This window comes from Cryobacterium sp. TS_SC_7 (assembly GCF_056156285.1).
The window spans coordinates 1,821,705-1,840,843 of sequence record NZ_CM149589.1; the positions used below are offsets into that span (position 1 = coordinate 1,821,705).

A 19,139-nucleotide genomic window follows, 5' to 3' on the forward strand; every position below is an offset into this window, starting at 1 on the left:
GCAGAAGACACAAATGCATGCTCCCTCGACACCGGGGCGAGCGCCCGAAAAACGAGGTGCGAGCGATGCTGTGACAACCCGTCGCTGGGGTGTTGACAAGTTTCAGCCCGGAGGCGGAACAGACGGGCATTATCCGCAGAAGGAATCCATGCCCGCTTGAGCACTGCCACGGTTCGCTCCAATGAACTAGGCACGAGCGACGTGCTCGCCATCGCTGCCTGCCGAAAGGGCTGCGGCTCCTCAGAACACAGGCAGCTGTTCCGTCTTACGTGTTCGACTCGAGGCCAACGCAGGAAACCCTGCGTCAGGCGGGAGACCGTCAACGGGGCTGCTGCTCCGCGAGTGAATCCCGGGCCGCGACAATGACCGCGTCTGTCGTGATTCCGAACTCCCGGAACAGGGTCTGGTAGTCGGCGGAGGCCCCGAAGTGTTCGATGGAGACACTGCGGCCGGCACCACCGACATAGCGGTCCCAGGTCAGGGAGAGCCCGGCCTCAATGGAGACGCGGGCAGTCATCGCGGCGGGCAGCACGGACTCGCGATATTCGGCCGTCTGCTCTTCGAACCACTCCAGGCTCGGTGCCGAAACAACTCGCGCGTGAATACCTTCCTCCTTCAGCACCTGGCGGGCTTCGATGGCGATCTGGACTTCCGAACCCGTGGCGATGAAGATCACGTCTGGTGCACCATTCGCCGCCTCAGCGAGCACGTAGGCGCCCCGTGCCACGTTTCGGGCGTGAGCAAACGTGTCGCCCGCTGCGGCTCCCTCACCGCGCTCGAACACGGGCATATTCTGGCGGCTCAGGGCGATTCCGGCTGGCCCCTTGCGCCGTTCGAGAATGGTCTTCCATGCCCATGCGGTTTCGTTCGCGTCGCCCGGCCGCACAATGTCCAGGCCAGGGATGGCGCGGAGTGTCGCGAGCTGCTCAATCGGCTGGTGGGTGGGACCATCCTCCCCCAAGGCCACGGAATCGTGGGTCCACACGTAGATCGCCGGGGCCTGCATCAGCGCCGCGAGACGCACAGCTGGGCGCATGTAGTCGCTGAAGATGAGAAATGTGCCGCCGAAGGGCCGTGTGTTCCCATGGAGGACGATCCCGTTGAGGATCGCCCCCATGGCATGTTCGCGGATACCGAAGTGCAGCACTCGCCCGGAGGGACTCGCTGCCCAGTCCCGGGTCGACCACTGCTCGGGCACGAAGGAACCCGCACCTGCGATAGTGGTGAGGTTGGACTCGGCCAGGTCCGCTGAGCCACCCCAGAGCTCCGGGATCACGCCCGCCAGAGCGTTGATGACCTTACCGGACGCGGCACGGGTCGATAGGTCCTTTCCGGCGGGGAAGACGGGTAGTGCGTCCTGGATTCCTTCCGGCAGATCTCCGCTCAGCACCCGGTCCAGCAACACTTTGCGGTCGGGCTGGGCCAGCGCCCAGGCGTCGAACTGCAGCTGCCACTGGGCACGGGATTCCCCGCCACGCTCGATGGCACCGCGGGTGTGAGCGAGCACGGCCGGATCGACGGTAAAGGCTTCTGCCGGGTCGAAGCCGAGCATGACCTTGACCGCGGCGAGTTCCTCCGAGCCGAGGGCCGACCCGTGGATCTTGCCGCTGTTCTGTTTCGTGGGCGACGGCCAACCGATGATCGTCTTGAGGATGATGATCGACGGCTTGGACGTCTCTGCTTGGGCGGCCTCGATCGCATGGTTCAGGGCTGCGACGTCTTCGACGTAGTCGCCCGTCTTCTTCCAGTCCACGGTCTGCACGTGCCAGTCGTACGCAGCGTAGCGGGCGGCAACGTCCTCGGTGAACGCGATATTGGTATCGTCCTCGATGGAAATCTGGTTCGAGTCATAGATCACCACGAGGTTGCCGAGCTGCTGGTGACCGGCCAGCGAGGACGCCTCACTCGTGATTCCCTCCTGCAGATCACCGTCACCGGCGATCACGTACACGAAGTGATCGAACGGGCTGCTGCCAGCCACTGCATCCGGATCGAACAGGCCGCGTTCAAAACGTGACGCGTACGCGAATCCGACGGCGGAGGCAAGACCCTGGCCGAGCGGCCCTGTCGTGATCTCCACCCCGTCCGTGTGGCCGTATTCCGGATGTCCGGGTGTCTTGGATCCCCAGGTCCGCAGTGCCTTCAGGTCTTCGATCTCCAGACCATAGCCGCCCAGATAGAGCTGGATGTACTGCGTCAGGGAGCTGTGTCCGACGGAGAGAATGAATCGGTCCCGACCGAGCCAGGAACTGTCACTGGGGTCACGGCGCATGACCTTTTGGAACAGCAGGTAGGCGACGGGTGCGAGGCTCATGGCCGTCCCGGGGTGCCCGTTTCCCACCTTCTCGACTGCATCGGCAGCCAGGATGCGGCTCGTATCAACGGCTTTGTCGTCGAGGGAATTCCAGAGGAACGTGGACATGAAGGTACTTCCATTCTTTGTACGAGGGACTGCAGCCGCCCCTTCCCGGTCCTGGGGGCTGCCTGGGGAGCGAGTCAGAAGCGGGTTATACCGTGGCCGACGGGGTCTGCACTTGCAATGCTTTGCCGACGGCGTGGAGGAGCTCATTCCAGGAGACAACGAATTTTTCGACACCCTGGCGCTCCAGCAGCTCGGCGACCTGGTCGTAGGAGATACCTTCGTCAGCAATTGAGTTGAGCAACTCCCTGGCTACGCTGTATGAGCCCGTGATCGTGTCGCCGGCGACGACACCGTGGTCGTGGACCGCGTCAAGCGTCTTCTCGGGCATCGTGTTCACAACACCCGGCGCGACGAGCTCGACGACATAGGTGGTGTCGAGGAGGGCGGGATCCTTGACTCCGGTGGACGCCCACAGCGGTCGTTGCCTGTTGGCCCCCGCGGATAGGAGCTCGGCGGCGCGTTCAGTCCTGAACGCGTTTTCGTACACTTCGTAGGCGAGCTGGGCGTTTGCGACGCCGGATTTGCCCTTGAGGGCACGTGCTTCTGCGGTGCCGATCGCCTCCAGGCGCTTGTCAATTTCAAGATCGAAGCGTGAGATGAAGAATGAAGCGACGGAGTGGATTGTCGACAGGTCGATGCCTGCTTGGTGAGCCTTTTCGAGTCCCGCGAGGTACGCGTCGATGACGTCGGTGTAGCGCGACAGGCTGAAGATGAGGGTGACATTGACGCTGATGCCGGCGGCGATTGTTTCCGTGATCGCGGTCAGACCGGCGCGTGTGGCCGGGATCTTGATGAGCACGTTGGGCCTGTCGACGGCGTTGAAGAGTGTCTTTGCACGCGCGATCGTCCCCTGCGCGTCGTCAGCGAGGTCGGGTTCAACCTCGATGGACACCCGACCGTCGACCCCGTTCGTCGAGTCAAAAATGGTGCGGAAGACGTCGCAGGCGTTGGAAACGTCTTCCGTGGTGAGCTCGAAGACGGTGTCAGCGACGCTGGTGCCGTCCGCCGCTTTCTGGGCAATGGCGTCGTCGTAATCCGAACCGGACGTGATTGCGGCGTGGAAGATGCTGGGGTTGGTGGTGACACCGGTAACTTTCTTCTGTTCAGTCAACTTCCGAAGGCCGCCCGTCCGCAGGCGGCCCCGGGAGAGGTCGTCGAGCCAGATGGAAACGCCGGCGTCGGACAGCTGCTGTGTGGGGGTGGTGGTCATGTCATTGCTCCTTGGGTCTGGGGATTGTCGCCACGATTGCGCCGACCACCGCTACGCGAGGGCCGCGATGGTCCAACTCGCGCGGTGCGACCGGCCCGGCGCCAGACGGATGAGATCGGTCCCGGAATTGAAGGCGTCCGGCGGGCAGGTCATCGGTTCGACGGCCAGGCCGAGCCGGTTGATCCCCGGCGCGGGCAGGTCGGCGGTGTGGATCTGTAGCCACGGGCAGTCCGTTCCCCAGCTCATCGCCACGCCGCTGCCCCCGGCCTCACGCAGCTCGACCGTGGCGACGCCGTCGGCGTCGCGCACGAGCCCGGTGAAGGCGTGGTCGATCTGCAGGGAACCGATCGGGTGCGGCTGCCGGAAGTCGAACGGGCCGCCGTCGACGTCGGCGAGGCCGACCGGCAGCAACCGGTCGGGTGTGACCCGCAGGTACCGCTCGGCTGGCAGGATGAGCTGCCAGCTGTCCAGCGGCGAGTCGCCGGCCCGCAGGTAGGGATGCGGGCAGACTCCGTGCGGAGCAGTGCCGGTGCCGGAGTTCGTGGCCTCGACCGTGGTCGTGAGCCCCTCCGTCGAGAGCGAATAGTGGGCGACCAGGTCGAGCTGGAACGGGTAGCCGTCGCTGGCCGGAAGCCGCACGCCCAGAACCACCTCGCTGTCACTGTGAGTCACCAGCTGCCAGTCCCGGTCGAAGACGAGCCCGTGCAAGGCGCAGTCGCGCGACGGTTCGTTGACCGGCAGTTGCCGAGTCTCCCCGTCGAGGGGGTACCGCCCGTCGGCGACCCGGTTGGGCCAGGGTGCGGCGAGCGCCCCGCGGAAGTTGACCATCGGCTGATCCTCCGCGAAGCTGACGATCAGGTCCCGTTCGTCATGCTGCAACACCCGCAGGGTGGCCCCGATCCCCGTCACGACGGCCCGGTAGCCATGGCCGGAGATCTCGTACTGGGCCCCCGACGGCTCGGTCACTCCGTCCGCAGTTCGAGGGCCGTCCAGGAGACCGGCGGCAGGGTGAGCGTGACCACTCCGTTCGCGCACAGCGCCGACGCGTTGGCGGCGAGGCCGACACGGTCGCGGGCCTCGAGCGTGTTCGCGGCGTAGACATCCGTGTCGCTCAGGGTCTGCGCCTCGACGATGCCGACGGGCCCGAGCGCGGCGACGTCGATCGTGATCGTCGCGTCCTCGGTCTGGGAGCGGTTCACCAGGAACACGGATGTCCCCCCGGTCGCCGCGTCGTGCGTCGCGACCGCGTCCACGAGCGGCACGGTGCCGTACACCTCGGTGTCGTAGTGCTCTGCCTCGAGCTTGACCTCGAGGGCGACCCCGGTGGCGAGCCGGGAGGTGACCGCGAAGGGGAAGAACGTGGTCTGCCGCCAGGCCGGGCCGTTCGGCTCGGTCATGATCGGCGCGATCACGTTGACAAGCTGGGCGAGGGATGCGCTCGTCACGCGGTCGGCATGCTTGAGCAGTGAGATGAGCAGGCTGCCGAACACCACGGCGTCCGCCACCGTGTAGGAGTCTTCGAGCAGGCGCGGGGCGACGGGCCAGTTGTCGATCCCGGTGATCTTGTCGACGCCCTCGAACCGGTCGATGTACCAGACGTTCCACTCGTCGAAGGAGATGTTGATGGTCTTGTCGCTGCCCCGCACGGCCCTCACGTGGTCGGCGGTCGCCACGACCGATTCGATGAACCGGTCCATGTTGACGCCGGAGGCCAGGAACGAGTCGAGGTCGCCGTTCTTTTCCTCGTAGTAGGCGTGGCAGGAGATGTAGTCGACGTCATCGTAGGTGTGGCCGAGGACGACGCGTTCCCACTCGCCGAAAGTCGGCATCTGCGCGCTCGAGGAGCCGCAGACGACCAGTTCGACCGACGGGTCGAGCTGGCGCATCCCTTTCGCGGTGCGGGACGCGATCTTGCCGTAGTCGTCGGCCGAGCGGTGGCCGAGCTGCCATGGGCCGTCCATCTCGTTGCCGAGGCACCACATCTTCACGCCGAAGGCGTCCCGCTTGCCGTTGGCGATCCGGCGTTCGGCGAGGTCCGTGCCGTTACCGAGGTTGGCGTACTCGAGCAGGTCGAGCGCTTCGGCCACGCCCCGGGTGCCGAGGTTGACGGCGAGCATGAGCTCGCTGCCGACCTTTTCCAGCCACGACGAGAACTCGTGCAGGCCGATCTGGTTGGTCTCGGTGGAGTGCCAGGCCAGGTCGAGCCGGGTCGGTCGCGCGGCCCGCGGGCCGACGCTGTCCTCCCAGCGGAAGCCGGAGACGAAGTTGCCGCCCGGGTAGCGGATCGCCGAGACGCCGAGCTCCTTGACGAGGTCGATCACGTCTTCACGGAATCCCTCCGCGTCGGCCGAGGCGTGCCCGGGTTCGTAGATGCCGTCGTAGACGCACCGGCCGAGGTGTTCGACGAACGATCCGAACAGGCGGCGGTTGATGGCTCCGACCGTGAAGTGCGGGTCGAGGGTGAGGCTGGCGGTAGACATGGTGATTCTTTCTTCGAGCTGGTCAAGACATGGAAGGGTGCGATCGACGGATGCCCGGAGTCCGGGCCGGCCGCCTACTTGAGTGCGCCGAGCGAGAGGCCGCCCTGCCAGTACTTCTGCAGGGAGAGGAACGCGATGATGAGCGGGAGCACCGAGACGAAGGCCCCCGTGACGATCAGGTTCCAGACCTGTTCGCCGCCGGCGCCGGCGTTGGAGAGCGCCTGCCAGTTATTCAGCCCGACGGTCACGGGCAGCAGGTTCGGGTCGCTGAGCACGGCCAGGGGCAGGAAGAAGTTGTTCCAGGTGCCGACCACCGAGAGCAGCAGCACCGTGACGATGGCGGGCCGCAGCAGCGGCAGCGCCACCTGGAAGAAGGTGCGCAGTTCGCCGGCACCGTCGACGCGAGCGGCGTCGAGCAGTTCGTCCGGAATGGCATCCTGCGTGTACACCCTCATCAGGTAGACGCCGAAGGGGCTGAGCAGCGAGGGCAGGATGACGGCCCAGATCGTGTTGACCAGGCCGAAGTTGCTCAGCAGCACGAAGGTCGGGATCACGAGCGCCGTCATGGGCACCATCACGGCGCCCAGCAGCAGCGCGAAGAACGCGTTGCGCCCGCGGAACCGGTACTTCGCGAAGCCGTAGCCGGCGAGCACTGCGAGGATGGTGGCGCCGATGCCGGCGGTGAACGCGTAGAAGAACGAGTTGCCCAGCCAGCGCCAGTAGATGCCGCCCTGGTGTTCGAACAGCCCGGCGATGTTGTTCCACAGGTTGAAGTTCTCGTCGAACCAGAGCGGCCCGCCGGTGCCGCTGAAGAGCCCGGCAGTGTCCTTGGTCGCGGCCACGAGGAGCCACCACAGCGGGGTGATGAAGTAGATCACGAGGATGAGCAGCAGGATGTGCGACCCGATCCGTTTGCCGCCGTCGCGCGTGGTGTTGCGGCGGCGCACGAGGGAGCCGGAGCCGGCCGGGGCGGGCTGCACGGGGGCATCCTTCCGGGGCGTGAGAATGGCCATTATTTGAGTCCGCTCTGCTTGCGGGTGAGGAAGAGGAAGAGGTAGGAGCCGATGAAGACCACGATGCCGAGCGCGAACGAGATCGCCGCGGCGTAGTTGAACTGGCTGTAGGAGAAGGCGAGCGAGTACGCGTACATGTTCGGTGTGTATGAGACCGGGATGGCGCCCTGGGCGACGGCCCGCAGCACCTGCGGTTCGGTGAAGAACTGCAGGGTGCCGATCAGGGAGAAGATCAGCACCATCACCATCGAGGAGGAGATCATCGGTACCTTGACCCGCAGGGCGATCTGGCGGCCGTTCGCGCCGTCCAGTCGGGCGGCCTCGTAGATGGCCGGGTCGATACCACGCAGGGCGGCGTAGATGATGATCATGTAGTAGCCGGCCCACTGCCAGGTGACGATGTTGACGAGGCTGGCAAAGATGCTCCCCTGGGACAGGAAGTCGGGTGCGGCGAGGCCGACCAGGCCGAAGATGTCGGTGGCCGGTCCGAAGCGGGGGCTGTAGAGGAAGCCCCACATCAACGCCCCGATCACGACGGGGATGGCGTAGGGCACGAAGATCATCAGACGGGAGAACTTCGACAGGGCGGTCGAGAGGTTGTCGAGAACGAGCGCGGCCACAAGGGCGACGATCATCTGGGCGGGAATCATAATCAGCGCGAACTGGCCCACCCGGCCGAGCCCGCCGAGGAAGATCGGGTCGGTGAAGGCCTTCACATAGTTCGCGAACCAGGTGAAGGAGGTGCCGGTGGCGAGGGTGCTCGTGTGCAGGCTCATCCAGAACGCGTAGGCGAGCGGCGCCACCAGGAAGGTGAGGAAAACGATTCCGAACGGGGCCACGAACAGCCAGCCCCAGCGCTGGCGCTTGCGGTCTATCCGGTCGATGCTGTTTTTTCGCGGCTTCCGTACCGGCAGCGGCGGTGCCGCCCTGGTAGCCGCAGGCGTGAGTGCCATGAATTCATCCTTTTTCAAAGCGAAGCCCAAACGGGCTGAGGGATGCTGCCGGCCGGCCGGTGAGACCGGCCGACAGCGGGTGCGGCGTGAGCCGCCTTACTCGGCGACCGTGAATCCCTGCTCGGCCGCGTACTTCACGAGGGTGGCCTGCAGGTCGTCGAGAGCCTGCGAACCGTCCTGCTCGCCCTGCACCATGGAGAACAGCTCCTCGGTGAGCTGGTCGTAGGCGTAGTTCTGGAAGGGGCTGAACGTGGCGCCGTCGTAGCCGGCGGCCGCGGTCAGGAAGACCTCCTTGTTGATCTGCTGCCCGCCGAAGAACGGGTACTCGAGGTTGACGAAGTAGTCGGAGTCGAGCATCGGCGCGTACGAGGGGAACAGTGCGCCCTTTTCGACGCCGATCTTCCACGCTTCGTCGGTGCCGAAGATCTCGATGGCCACCTGGGCCGCGAGATCCTTGTCCGTGGCCTGGCTGGTCACCGCGAAGGTCGAACCACCCCAGTTGACCTGCACCGGGTTAGCGGGATCCCACTGCGGCAGAGGGGCGACGCGCCAGACGGCATCCGTGTCGGCGTCGGAGAGTCCCTGCAGGTAGCCGGGTCCCCACGCAGCGGCGAGGTAGACGGCGTAGGTGCCGTCGACCAGGCTGGTGTTGTAGTCGGCGGTGAAGGCGTCGTCGGTCGTGACGAGGCCCTTCTGCACGAGACCGTTCCAATAGTTCAGCACGTCCTTCGACCCCTGGTCGTCAACGGCGATGCCGATGTCGGTCGGGCTGGTCGAGTCGTAGACGAACGGCACCGATCCGGCCTGGGCGAAGAGTGCCTGGTTGAAGGCGCGGCCGTTGGTCGGGAAGTTGACCAGCACGCCGTCGGAGCCGGCGGTCTTGAGTGCCTGCGCCGCGGTCTCGAACTCGGCCCAGGTCGTAGGAACGGGGATGCCGTACTGGTCGAAGAGGTCCTGCCGGTAGAGCATGCCCATCGGGCCGCCGTCGACCGGGATGGCGTAGACGGCGTCGCCGCTCGACGCATCCTTCCAGGAACCCTCGGTGTACTTGTCCTTCACATCGTTGGCACCGTACTCGGTGAGGTCGACGAGAGCATTGCGGATCGTGAAGCTCGAGAGCACCTCGGACTCGAGCATGATGACGTCCGGGGCACCGGACTTCGACTCGATCGCGGTGGAGAACTTGGTGTACTCGTCGTTGCCCTGGCCGGCGTTGGTCCAGCAGACCTGCACATCGTCGTGGCTGTTGTTGAACACGTCGACGACCTCTTCGAACGCGGGGTACCAGGCCCAGACGCTGACCTGAGGTGCATCCTTGTTCACGATTTTGTTCGTGCAGGAGGCTTCCGCCTTCGGCTTTGATGCCGCGCCGTCGGCGGAGCATCCGGTGAGCGCGACGGCGGCGACGGCGATGACGCCGACCGCGGCCATGAACTTGACCTTCATGTTGTTGGTTTCCTCTCACGGTGGTGGAACACCGTTGTTCATACTGTGATCAGCGCGGGAGGCGGCTGAGTGGTGCAGGAGGTGGTGCGGTCATTCTGAGACGCCAGCGGAGCGAGGGGCCGTCGCTGGCTGGTTTACAACGTTGTAGGTAAACGTTGTAAAAGAATCATCGCGACTTTCGAGGCGCGCTGTCAAGCGACTCGCCGAGATTGGTCCGAACAAAATTGATCAGGCAGGCAGGGGTCCGGTGGACTCGCGTTCGACCACGCGGAAGTCGGCCAGGATCTCGCGGGGCGGCGCCACGGGGGCGCTCTCCGCGATGCGCTCGAGCAGGATGCGCACGGCGGTCTCGGCGATCTCCTCCCGGCCCGGATCGACGGTGGAGAGGGTCGGCAGGCTGTACTGGGCCTCGTCGAGATCGTCGAAGCCGATCGCCGCGACATCCGCCGGAATGCGCAGCCCGGCCTCCTGCAACACCCGCATGGCGCCCAGAGTCAGGGTGTCGTTGAGCCCGAAGACGGCGTCAAACTGCACACCGGACGCGAGCAGTTCGCGCATCGCGGTCGCGCCGTTCGACCGGTGCCACAGCGTCGTGTAACCGATCAGGGCCGGGTCGAACGGGATGCCGGCGGCCTCGAGCGCCTCGCGGTAGCCGCGCAGGCGCAGACCGGCCGAACCGATGATCTCCCCCTCGTGCGCGCCGATGATGGCAATGCGGCGGCGCCCGCGACTGATCAGGTGTTCGGTCGCGGCCCGCGCGGCGTCCACGTTGCGCATCGTGACGTGGTCCGTCGGACCACCGAAGATGCGTTCACCCAGCAGCACGAGCGGATAGCCCACCCGCAGGTGCTCGGCGTCTCCGCTGTCCATGCCGAGGGCGCTGAAGAGCAGGCCGTCGGTCATCTGCCGGCGCGGACTGGAGAGCAGCTCGATCTCCCGCCGGCGGTCGCCGCCGGTCTGCTCAATCAGCACGGTCACGTGGTGGCGCTCGGCCGAGCGGATCACGGCGTCCGCGAGCTCCGCGAAATAGCTCAGCGACAGCTCGGGCACGGCGAGGCCGATCACTCCGGTGCGCCCGGACCGCAGGCTGCGGGCCGATAGGTTGGGCTGGTAGTCCAGCTCCGCAATCGCCTCGACGACACGCTGCTTGGTGGACGGCCGGATGTGCGGGTAGTCGTTGATGACGTTGGAGACCGTCTTGATCGAGACCCCGGCGATCCGCGCAACGTCGTGCAGCGTTGCCGCCATGAGGACCCCTTTGATATGCGAACGACGGATGCGTCGACATCCGTTCTCAGATATTTTACAACGTTGCACCCCTCTCCCGTGCAGTCAGGGGCGTGGGGGCGCAGTACTCCCCCGCACGATCAATTCCGGCTGGATCACGGGGATCAGCTCGGCGGGCTCGCCGCCCATCAGGCGCAGCACCCGCTCCACCGCCAGCCGGCCGACCTCGTTGAAGTCGAGGCGAACGGTGGTGAGGCTCGGCTGGAAGTAGCGAGCCTCGCTCATGTCGTCGAAGCCGACCACGCTCACGTCGCCGGGCACCTGGACGCCCCGCTCGGCCAGCGCCTTGATCACGCCCAAGGCCATCGAGTCGTTGGCCACCAGGACCGCGGTGATGGAGGGGTCGTCCGCGATGGCCAGGCCGGCCCGGTAGCCGGAATCGGCCGTCCAGTCGTCGGTGCGGAACTCGGGATTGACCGTTCGACGGTGCTCGGCGAGTTCGGCCAGCCAGCCCGTACGGCGCGCGTCAGAGGCCATCCAGCCGGGCGGACCACCCACGTGCCAGACGGTCTCGTGGCCCAGCTCGAGCAGGTGCCGGGTGGCCAGTCGCGCGCCGAGAACATCGTCCATCGACACGGCCGTCGAACTGGCCGGGGAGCCCTGCTCGAACCGCACGATTGCCACCTCGGGGTCCAGCCCGCGCAGCACCTCGACGGCGGCCGTCATGGGGGCGAGTACGATGATCCCGTCGACCGCGTCCGCGACGAGCGTGTCCAGCGCGCCACGGATGCTCGCAGAATCGACCTGGGGAATGCTCACCAGGCTGGTGGCGTAGCCGTTGCGCCGCGCCTCCTCGGCGATCCCGAACAGCACCAGGGCGGAACCGTGCACCGGGAGGGAGTACGAGACCACGCCCAGGTTCATCGACCGGTTCGTCGCGAGGGCGCGTGCGGCGGAATTGCGGTTGTAGCGCAGCTGCGTGATGGCCCGTTCGACCCGTTCGCGCACCTCCGGACCGACGTTGCTGTGCCCGTTGACGACGCGGGACACGGTCTGCTGCGACACTCCGGCGAGTTTCGCCACGTCGATCATGCGCACGCTGCGGCCGCCCGGTCGAGGCTCCCTGCTCATCCGCACTCCCCTCCCGAGGGGAGATCCCTGGTTGAAATATGTTAGCGCACCCTGCGCAGTGTCTTTAATGCCTGAAGGGAGAGGGAATCAGCCGCTCCAACGGCAGTAAAGCCGTGGCAACAGCGCACCGATCACTGATTGACACGCCTTGATAGTGCGCTAACATGCATCAACGTCAACAATCATCAACGGCGAATCCCGCACGAAGTTGGCGTTCTGTATCCGCATGCCGGCAAGGGAGTCGATTCATGAGCGAGACCGCAGCACAGCCCGATGCGCCCACATCATCCGGCGCCGAGTCCTATGTCATCGGCGTCGACTACGGCACCCTGTCCGGCCGCGCGGTCGTCGTGCGGGTCTCGGACGGCGCCGAACTCGGCTCGGCCGTGCTCGACTATCCGCACGCGGTCATGGACACCACCCTCGCTGCCACGGGCGCGAAGCTGCCGCCGGAGTGGGCGTTGCAGGTTCCGCAGGACTACGTCGCCGTGCTGAAGAGCGCCGTGCCGGCCGCCGTCGCCGACGCGGGCATCGACCCGGCCCGGGTCATCGGCGTCGGCACCGACTTCACCGCCTGCACCATGGTTCCGGTCATCGCCGACGGCACCCCGCTCAATGAGATCCCCGGGTACGCCGACCGCCCGCACGCCTACGTCAAACTGTGGAAGCACCACGCGGCACAGCCCCAGGCCGACCGCATCAACGAGCTCGCGGCGGAGCGCGGCGAGAGCTGGCTGCCGCGCTACGGCGGACTGATTTCCAGCGAATGGGAGTTCGCGAAGGGTCTCCAGCTGCTGGAAGAGGACCCCGAGCTCTACGCCCGGATGGACCACTGGGTCGAGGCCGCCGACTGGATCGTCTGGCAGCTGACCGGCTCGTACGTGCGCAACGCCTGTACCGCCGGGTACAAGGGCATCCTGCAGGACGGCGACTACCCCGGCGAAGACTTCCTCGCCGCGCTCAATCCCGGCTTCGCGCGGTTCGCCACCGAGAAGGTGGCCCATGAGATCGGGCAGCTGGGCGCATCCGCCGGCACCCTCTCCGCAGAGGCCGCGGCCTGGACCGGACTGCCGGAGGGCATCGCGGTGGCGGTCGGCAACGTCGACGCGCACGTCAGCGCTCCGGCCGCCCAGGCCGTGCTGCCGGGCCAGATGGTGGCCATCATGGGCACCTCGACCTGCCACGTGATGAACTCGGACCGGCTCGCCGAGGTGCCCGGCATGTGCGGCGTCGTCGACGGCGGCATCGTCTCCGGGCTCTACGGCTACGAGGCCGGGCAGTCCGGCGTGGGTGACATCTTCGCCTGGTACGTCAACGACCAGGTCCCCGCCCGCTACTTTGCCGCGGCGGAGGCGGCGGGGCTGAGCGTGCACCAGCACCTCACGGAACTGATCAAAAATCAGCCCGTCGGCGGGCACGGACTGATCGCCCTGGACTGGCACAGCGGCAACCGCTCGGTGCTCGTCGACCACGAACTCTCCGGCCTCGTGCTGGGCACGACGCTCACCACCCGGCCGGAGGAGATCTACCGAGCCCTGCTCGAGGCCACCGCGTTCGGCGCGCGCACGATCGTCGAGACCTTCAATGCGAGCGGGGTTCCAGTGACCGAGTTCATCGTGGCCGGCGGCCTGCTCAAGAACGCGTTCCTGATGCAGACCTACAGCGACATTCTGCGAATGCCGATTTCCACCATCGACAGCGGGCAGGGGCCCGCACTCGGCTCGGCCATCCACGCGGCGGTCGCCGCCGGCGCGTATCCCGATGTGCGCGCGGCCGGCCAGGCCATGGGCAAGCTCAACAAGAACGTGTACACGCCCAACGACGCGGCGGCGACGGCCTACGACAAACTGTTCGCCGAGTACACGCTCCTGCACGACTACTTCGGTCGCGGCGAGAACGAGGTGATGCACCGGCTGAAGGCACTCAAGCGCGACGCCGCAGCATCCGTCGACTCGGTCGCATCCGTCGACTCCGCGGCGGTGCCCGCATGAGCGCCTTCGGCCCCGCCGTCGACGCGGCCATCCTGCGTGTCCGCGAGGACGTCGCCCGCCTGCACGGCGAGCTCACCCGATACGGGCTCGTGGTCTGGACCGGCGGCAACGTCTCCGGCCGGGTGCCCGGCGCCGACCTCTTCGTGATCAAGCCCAGCGGCGTCGACTACGACGACCTCACGCCGGAGAACATGATCCTCTGCGATCTCGACGGCGCCGTCATCCCCGGCTCCCCCGGTTCCGACCGGTCGCCGTCGAGCGACACCGCCGCGCACGCCTACGTCTACCGGAACCTGCCGGAGGTGGGCGGAGTCGTGCACACGCACTCCACCTACGCCACCGCCTGGGCCGCCCGCGGCGAGGAGATCCCGTGCGTGATCACGGCCATGGCCGACGAGTTCGGCGGACCCGTGCCGGTCGGCCGGTTCGCCATCATCGGCGACGACACGATCGGCCGCGGCATCGTCGACACCCTCACCGGCCACCGTTCCCGCGCGGTGCTGATGCAGAACCACGGCCCGTTCACGATCGGCAAGGACGCCCGCGACGCCGTCAAGGCCGCCGTGATGGTCGAAGACGTCGCCCGCACCGTGCACCTCGCCCGCCAGGGCGGCAACCTCATCCCGATCCCGCAAGCGGCGATCGACTCCCTCTTCAACCGCTACCAAAACGTCTACGGACAAGCACCGCAAGGAGCACTGCGCTAATGCCAACACTCACCACCACCCTCGACCACTACGAAGTCTGGTTCCTCACCGGCAGCCAGAACCTCTACGGAGAAGAGACCCTGCGGCAGGTCGCCGAGCAGTCCCGGGCCATCGCCGACGCGCTCGGCGCAAGCAGCGACATCCCGGTGAAAATCGTCTGGAAGCCCGTGCTCACCGACTCGGATTCGATCCGCCGCGCCGCGCTCGACGCGAACTCCGACGACCGCGTGATCGGCCTGATCGCGTGGATGCACACCTTCTCCCCCGCGAAGATGTGGATCTCCGGGCTCGACGCCCTGACCAAGCCACTGCTGCACCTGCACACCCAGGCCAACGTCGAACTGCCGTGGAGCGAGATCGACTTCGACTTCATGAACCTCAACCAGGCCGCGCACGGCGACCGTGAGTTCGGCTACATCCAGACCCGCCTCGGCGTGTCCCGCAAGACCGTCGTCGGCCACGTCTCCAACCCGGCCGTGACGCACCAGGTCGGAACCTGGACCCGCGCGGCCGCCGGCTGGGCCGCATCCCGCAGCATGAAACTCGCCCGCTTCGGCGACAACATGCGCTACGTCGCCGTCACCGAGGGCGACAAGACCGAGGCCGAACTGCGCTTCGGCGTGCAGGTGAACACCTGGCCGGTCAACGAACTCGCCGAGGCCGTGCACGCGGCGACGGATGCCGACATCACCGCCCTGGTCGAGGAGTACGACGACCTCTACGATGTTGCCCCCGAGCTGCGAGTCGGCGGCGAGCGCCACGAGTCGCTCCGCTACGGCGCCGCGATCGAGATCGGGCTCAAGAGCTTCCTTGAGGCCGGCGGCTTCAGCGCCTTCACCACGAGCTTCGAAGACCTCGGCGCGCTCCGCCAGCTGCCCGGCCTCGCCGTGCAGCGGCTGATGGAACAGGGCTACGGCTTCGCCGGGGAGGGCGACTGGAAGACGGCCATCCTCGTGCGGGTGGCCAACGTGATGGGAGCCGGCCTGCCCGGCGGTGCGAGCCTGATGGAGGACTACACCTACGACCTCACCCCCGGGGCCGAACTGATCCTCGGCGCCCACATGCTCGAGGTGAACCCGGCGCTCTCCACCGAGAAGCCGACCCTCGAGATCCACCCGCTCGGCATCGGCGACCGCGAAGACCCCGTGCGCTTGGTCTTCAACGCCGCCCCCGGACCGGCCGTCGTGGTCGCGATGAGCGATATGCGCGACCGGTTCCGGCTCATCGCCAACGTGGTCGAGGTCGTCGAGCCCACCGAGGCGCTCCCGAATCTCCCGGTCGGCCGCGCCGTCTGGCGCCCCGCGCCCGACTTCGCCACCTCCGCCGCGGCCTGGCTGACCGCCGGTGCCGCGCACCACACGGTCATGTCGACCGCGGTCGGCATCGAGGTCTTCCAGGACTACGCCGAGATGGCCCGGACCGAACTGCTCGTGATCGAAGAGTCCACGACGCTGCGCGATTTCGGCCGCGAGGTGCGCTGGAACCAGGCGTACTACAGGCTGGCTCAGGGCCTATAGCACCAGACGAACGCCAGCACCGCCGGCAACGACGAAAGGCCTCCCCAACCTCGGAGGCCATTCGAGTGGGGACGAGTCGTTGGAACCGAATCAACTAGTTCGAAGAACAACCCTGTGGCAAGTTGCTTCAATAACTTGGAATCCCGTTGCCGGACTGGGCAGCCGGTGAGAGCTGAATGGGTAGTGAGGGCCGGTGTGGCACCCGTTCCATTTCCGATTCTCGTCAGTCCAAATCGCAACAGAGGCGCGGAACCGACGGCACCGCGCCTCTGTTGACGGCTACTTCTTGGTCGGGTCTACCATGACGTATTTCATACCAGGGCGCGGCGTGGGGGGCAACGGTTCGCCCCGTGTCACAGTCCGCTCATGGCCGGTGCGGCCTCCACGCGGCCCTACCTGCTCGTACTGACCTGACCTGGGCGCTTCTTCACCGGGCTTCAAGGCGCGTGCCATTTCGTATCCTTCCAAGCAAAGCGGCCCCTGACTCGCTCGGCGTTCAGTCTCATTGACTTCATCCAGGCAATTAGGTTTAAGATCGTATAGTTCTCGCCAGAACACACGACCCCGTTTGGCCGTTGACCTTTTCGGTTAGCTATCTGCCAACCGGGGTCTTTTGCTTGCCTCAGCCTAGCGGAAGCCATGGTGACAGACACTATATGTAGTGCACATGTTATCCACAGAATGTCCGCAGCTTTCTCGGTCGTTATCCACAGCCTGTGGATAAAAAGCCTTTCTATCAGGCACTCTTCTGGATGAAGCAAAGCCGGACCAGCAGCCACGCGTCGGCGAGTTAGGGTCTAGCAGTCAGCAGGGCTCCCTATATATAGAGTCCCCCTTAATGCGGACTAGCACATGCCGAAAAGCTACAGTTCAGCAGCCGCACCGGTCGTGCTTCTTGCGGGTCAACCGCCTCGCACCCCGCTCTGTACGCAACCATTACAGGTGGAATGCCCTTGAGTTCGCGATCCATCGGACAAGCGCGGCGGGGAGGCAGGAGACTGCAGCGGGTCGCTCGGCAAGAGTCGAATTCGTCGATCGGCCAGAAAGCCACCATGTTTCCGTTTCGAGAGCCAGCCCTACCCCTCTGTCACCGTTCGTACACGCGAAGGCACTTCACAGACCGAAAGCTGAGTGAACTTTCGTTGCGTGCGCCGGGCCACAGGTGAGCGGCCGCATGGCCTCATCGACCCCCGAATGGCCGATAACACTCCATATGACATTCGCCCGAATAGCCTTTGAGTCGAAGCTCTCCCTTCACTGAAGTGGGGATAGCCCACCTCGAAGTTTCTGTGAGAGGTTTGGCTTGGGGGTATTCGATGGAGTTATTGTTCGTCCTGGTGGCCGTTGTGGCACTGGCCATCTTCGTGCTGAAATGGGCCACAAACCTGCTGTCTCCGCCGCCGCCAAACGAGAAAACACACCCGCCATCCGCGCCGACTGCCGGAACCCGATCGGGAACCAGCTACGTCAAGAAGAACGTCGAACACCTTCCTCCCCAGATGGCAGTCAGCCGCAGCCAGGCCGAGGCCAGCATCTACCTCCCCAGCGAGAAGTGGGACGAACTCCTGGTCACGACCGATCAGGGACTGCCCACGCTATTCCTCCAGATGCACGACGGACGGCTGTGGCTAACGGAACCATCGACGGGTCTCCTCGTGAGCGTCGGCAACAGGCGACTGCGCCGCATGGGGATCTGGACGGCCAGGGTGCGGGGTGTCGGCTACCACACGGTAGCCGTTCGGAATGGGGCGTTTCAACCAGGAGCACCCGTCCGTCTGTTGCGGGAGCCTGACAACGCTTACGACAAGAATGCGGTCGCAGTGTGCTCGGCGGACGATGACCATCCGGCCGGTTACATCAATAAGGGGATGGCTACTGGGTTGTCGAAGCTCATTGGGTCCGGTGCGCCGCTCAGGGCGATCTCGCTCGCCGGGCAGTCGCCAGGCGAGTATGGATCCAACATCGACGTTCTGGCGGCGACGCCTGCAGTCGTCGGGCATCTTCTGCGGAAATGGCCAATCTCGACGACACCGGTGTAGCCCCCGTTTCGAACGGCCTTCGAGCTCCGCCCCAAGGAGAAAGCCGACGCACGGGGGCACACACCGATGATGTGCCCCGCCGTCGGTCCGAACGCGACCTTGGGATGCCCCCTACGCGAACTCCACCGCAACGCGACCGATAAAATCCGCATCGCCGTTCTTAAGGGCAATGTTCCAGAGGCCCCCGATTTAATCTGCACGCAGACCTCGGTGGACTTTGGACCCGAAGACGGCATCCGCGACGCACAACTCCGCCGGTACCAGTCGAAGGAATAGAGCGACGCGTACCGCATCGGCCGCAACACCGGCGAGAGCTACCACGCCTACGTGAAAGACGTCGGACACGAAGCAGTTGACACTCCAGCACGCCGCCGAATCCGCGGATTCGCCGCACACCAGATCATGGCGACCATGCTGCTCGTGTCGGCCAACATCAGGAAAATCGTGACCTTCCTCACTGACCGAGAAACTCGAACGTCCAAGAGCAACACGACCGGTCAGAACTTGGGGCCCCTGCGGAAGACGCGCCGCCGTGACCGCGAAGGCATATCCAACTACAAAGCGAAGTGGCCACTCAAGGTGCTCCCCGGCGCCCCGGCCGGCGAGGAACTCGACCCGCCGCTCCGAACCTAACCGCGCACACCGACGCCGCCACTCATCACTCCACCGCAAGACCAGGACAATCCGCAGCGCCGAAAAACGGCCTCTCGGGCATCCCTGGCCGTGCGTTGTCATTTAATCCGCGCCCACCAGCCCGCATGAGCGGGAAACCACGCGCCACCCACGCCGGAACGACGAATGGCCTCCGAAATCTCGGAGGCCATTCGTTTTGGGACGAGTTCTAGGAACAGAATCAACCAGTTCTAAGAACAACCCTGTGGCGGTACCGGTGGGATTTGAACCCACGGTGGAGTCTCCCCCACACAACTTTTCGAGAGTTGCACCTTCGGCCGCTCGGACACGGTACCGAGGGAGAGTTTAGTTGAAAGCGGGGCTCGTGCGC

At 65.7% G+C, this 19,139-nt stretch carries 13 protein-coding genes and 1 tRNA gene; 4 read left to right on the forward strand and 10 right to left on the reverse strand.

The genetic code is table 11. From position 1 onward, the window contains the following. Positions 1-319: 319 nt before the first annotated feature. The 9 genes from tkt to AC0J5J_RS08515 form a co-directional block, all read right to left on the reverse strand. Positions 320-2,422 (reverse strand): transketolase, encoded by a 2,103-nt coding sequence (gene tkt / locus AC0J5J_RS08475; RefSeq protein WP_474897498.1) that lies wholly within the window; start codon positions 2,420-2,422, stop codon positions 320-322. Positions 2,423-2,507: 85 nt separating this feature from the next. After that, complete coding sequence (gene tal, locus AC0J5J_RS08480; protein WP_474897499.1) at positions 2,508-3,632, reverse strand: transaldolase; 1,125 nt, start codon at positions 3,630-3,632, stop codon at positions 2,508-2,510. Between the two features lie 51 nt (positions 3,633-3,683). Beyond that, positions 3,684-4,598: an aldose 1-epimerase family protein gene (locus AC0J5J_RS08485; RefSeq protein WP_474897500.1), complete on the reverse strand. Its 915-nt coding sequence runs from the start codon at positions 4,596-4,598 to the stop codon at positions 3,684-3,686. Next, a complete protein-coding gene (gene arfA, locus AC0J5J_RS08490; protein WP_474897501.1) occupies positions 4,595-6,112 on the reverse strand; it encodes an arabinosylfuranosidase ArfA in 1,518 nt (505 codons plus the stop codon). The genes AC0J5J_RS08485 and arfA overlap by 4 nt, the downstream gene beginning before the upstream one ends. 74 nt (positions 6,113-6,186) lie before the next feature. Then, entirely contained in the window at positions 6,187-7,125 is a 939-nt protein-coding gene (locus tag AC0J5J_RS08495) for a carbohydrate ABC transporter permease (RefSeq protein WP_474897503.1), read from the reverse strand. Continuing rightward, positions 7,125-8,078 carry a carbohydrate ABC transporter permease gene (locus tag AC0J5J_RS08500; protein WP_474897505.1) on the reverse strand — a complete coding sequence of 318 codons (954 nt, stop codon included), beginning with the start codon at positions 8,076-8,078 and terminating at the stop codon, positions 7,125-7,127. Before AC0J5J_RS08500 ends, AC0J5J_RS08495 begins: the two co-directional genes overlap by 1 nt. A gap of 96 nt (positions 8,079-8,174) precedes the next feature. Then, positions 8,175-9,524 (reverse strand): ABC transporter substrate-binding protein, encoded by a 1,350-nt coding sequence (locus tag AC0J5J_RS08505; RefSeq protein WP_474897507.1) that lies wholly within the window; start codon positions 9,522-9,524, stop codon positions 8,175-8,177. A gap of 228 nt (positions 9,525-9,752) precedes the next feature. Next, entirely contained in the window at positions 9,753-10,772 is a 1,020-nt protein-coding gene (locus tag AC0J5J_RS08510; protein WP_474897509.1) for a LacI family DNA-binding transcriptional regulator, read from the reverse strand. An 84-nt stretch (positions 10,773-10,856) separates the two neighbouring features. Then, on the reverse strand, positions 10,857-11,882 hold the full coding sequence (locus AC0J5J_RS08515) for a LacI family DNA-binding transcriptional regulator (protein ID WP_474897511.1): 1,026 nt from the start codon (positions 11,880-11,882) through the stop codon (positions 10,857-10,859). Positions 11,883-12,130: 248 nt separating this feature from the next. Here AC0J5J_RS08515 and araB point away from each other — a divergent pair, with 248 nt between their 5' ends. The 4 genes from araB to AC0J5J_RS08535 all read left to right on the forward strand — a co-directional run bounded on the left by araB (position 12,131) and on the right by AC0J5J_RS08535 (position 18,136). After that, on the forward strand, positions 12,131-13,873 hold the full coding sequence (gene araB / locus AC0J5J_RS08520; protein ID WP_474897513.1) for a ribulokinase: 1,743 nt from the start codon (positions 12,131-12,133) through the stop codon (positions 13,871-13,873). Next, on the forward strand, positions 13,870-14,580 hold the full coding sequence (locus AC0J5J_RS08525; protein ID WP_474897515.1) for an L-ribulose-5-phosphate 4-epimerase: 711 nt from the start codon (positions 13,870-13,872) through the stop codon (positions 14,578-14,580). The genes araB and AC0J5J_RS08525 overlap by 4 nt, the downstream gene beginning before the upstream one ends. Beyond that, a complete protein-coding gene (gene araA / locus AC0J5J_RS08530; protein WP_474897516.1) occupies positions 14,580-16,097 on the forward strand; it encodes an L-arabinose isomerase in 1,518 nt (505 codons plus the stop codon). The genes AC0J5J_RS08525 and araA overlap by 1 nt, the downstream gene beginning before the upstream one ends. Positions 16,098-17,413: 1,316 nt before the next feature. After that, complete coding sequence (locus AC0J5J_RS08535) at positions 17,414-18,136, forward strand: HIRAN domain-containing protein (protein ID WP_474897518.1); 723 nt, start codon at positions 17,414-17,416, stop codon at positions 18,134-18,136. An 878-nt stretch (positions 18,137-19,014) separates the two neighbouring features. Here the strand turns inward: AC0J5J_RS08535 and AC0J5J_RS08540 are convergent. Next, a tRNA-Ser gene (locus AC0J5J_RS08540) sits at positions 19,015-19,104 on the reverse strand. Positions 19,105-19,139: the final 35 nt, after the last annotated feature.

Excerpts from the sequence above, each read along its gene's own strand:
- AC0J5J_RS08505 (WP_474897507.1), bottom strand. The coding sequence starts at position 9,524 with ATGAAGGTCAAGTTCATGGCCGCGGTCGGCGTCATCGCCGTCGCCGCC.
- araA (WP_474897516.1), top strand. The coding sequence starts at position 14,580 with ATGCCAACACTCACCACCACCCTCGACCACTACGAAGTCTGGTTCCTC.
- AC0J5J_RS08510 (WP_474897509.1), bottom strand. The coding sequence starts at position 10,772 with ATGGCGGCAACGCTGCACGACGTTGCGCGGATCGCCGGGGTCTCGATC.
- AC0J5J_RS08495 (WP_474897503.1), bottom strand. The coding sequence starts at position 7,125 with ATGGCCATTCTCACGCCCCGGAAGGATGCCCCCGTGCAGCCCGCCCCG.
- tal (WP_474897499.1), bottom strand. The coding sequence starts at position 3,632 with ATGACCACCACCCCCACACAGCAGCTGTCCGACGCCGGCGTTTCCATC.
- araB (WP_474897513.1), top strand. The coding sequence starts at position 12,131 with ATGAGCGAGACCGCAGCACAGCCCGATGCGCCCACATCATCCGGCGCC.
- AC0J5J_RS08515 (WP_474897511.1), bottom strand. The coding sequence starts at position 11,882 with ATGAGCAGGGAGCCTCGACCGGGCGGCCGCAGCGTGCGCATGATCGAC.
- arfA (WP_474897501.1), bottom strand. The coding sequence starts at position 6,112 with ATGTCTACCGCCAGCCTCACCCTCGACCCGCACTTCACGGTCGGAGCC.
- AC0J5J_RS08525 (WP_474897515.1), top strand. The coding sequence starts at position 13,870 with ATGAGCGCCTTCGGCCCCGCCGTCGACGCGGCCATCCTGCGTGTCCGC.
- AC0J5J_RS08535 (WP_474897518.1), top strand. The coding sequence starts at position 17,414 with ATGGAGTTATTGTTCGTCCTGGTGGCCGTTGTGGCACTGGCCATCTTC.
- tkt (WP_474897498.1), bottom strand. The coding sequence starts at position 2,422 with ATGTCCACGTTCCTCTGGAATTCCCTCGACGACAAAGCCGTTGATACG.
- AC0J5J_RS08500 (WP_474897505.1), bottom strand. The coding sequence starts at position 8,078 with ATGGCACTCACGCCTGCGGCTACCAGGGCGGCACCGCCGCTGCCGGTA.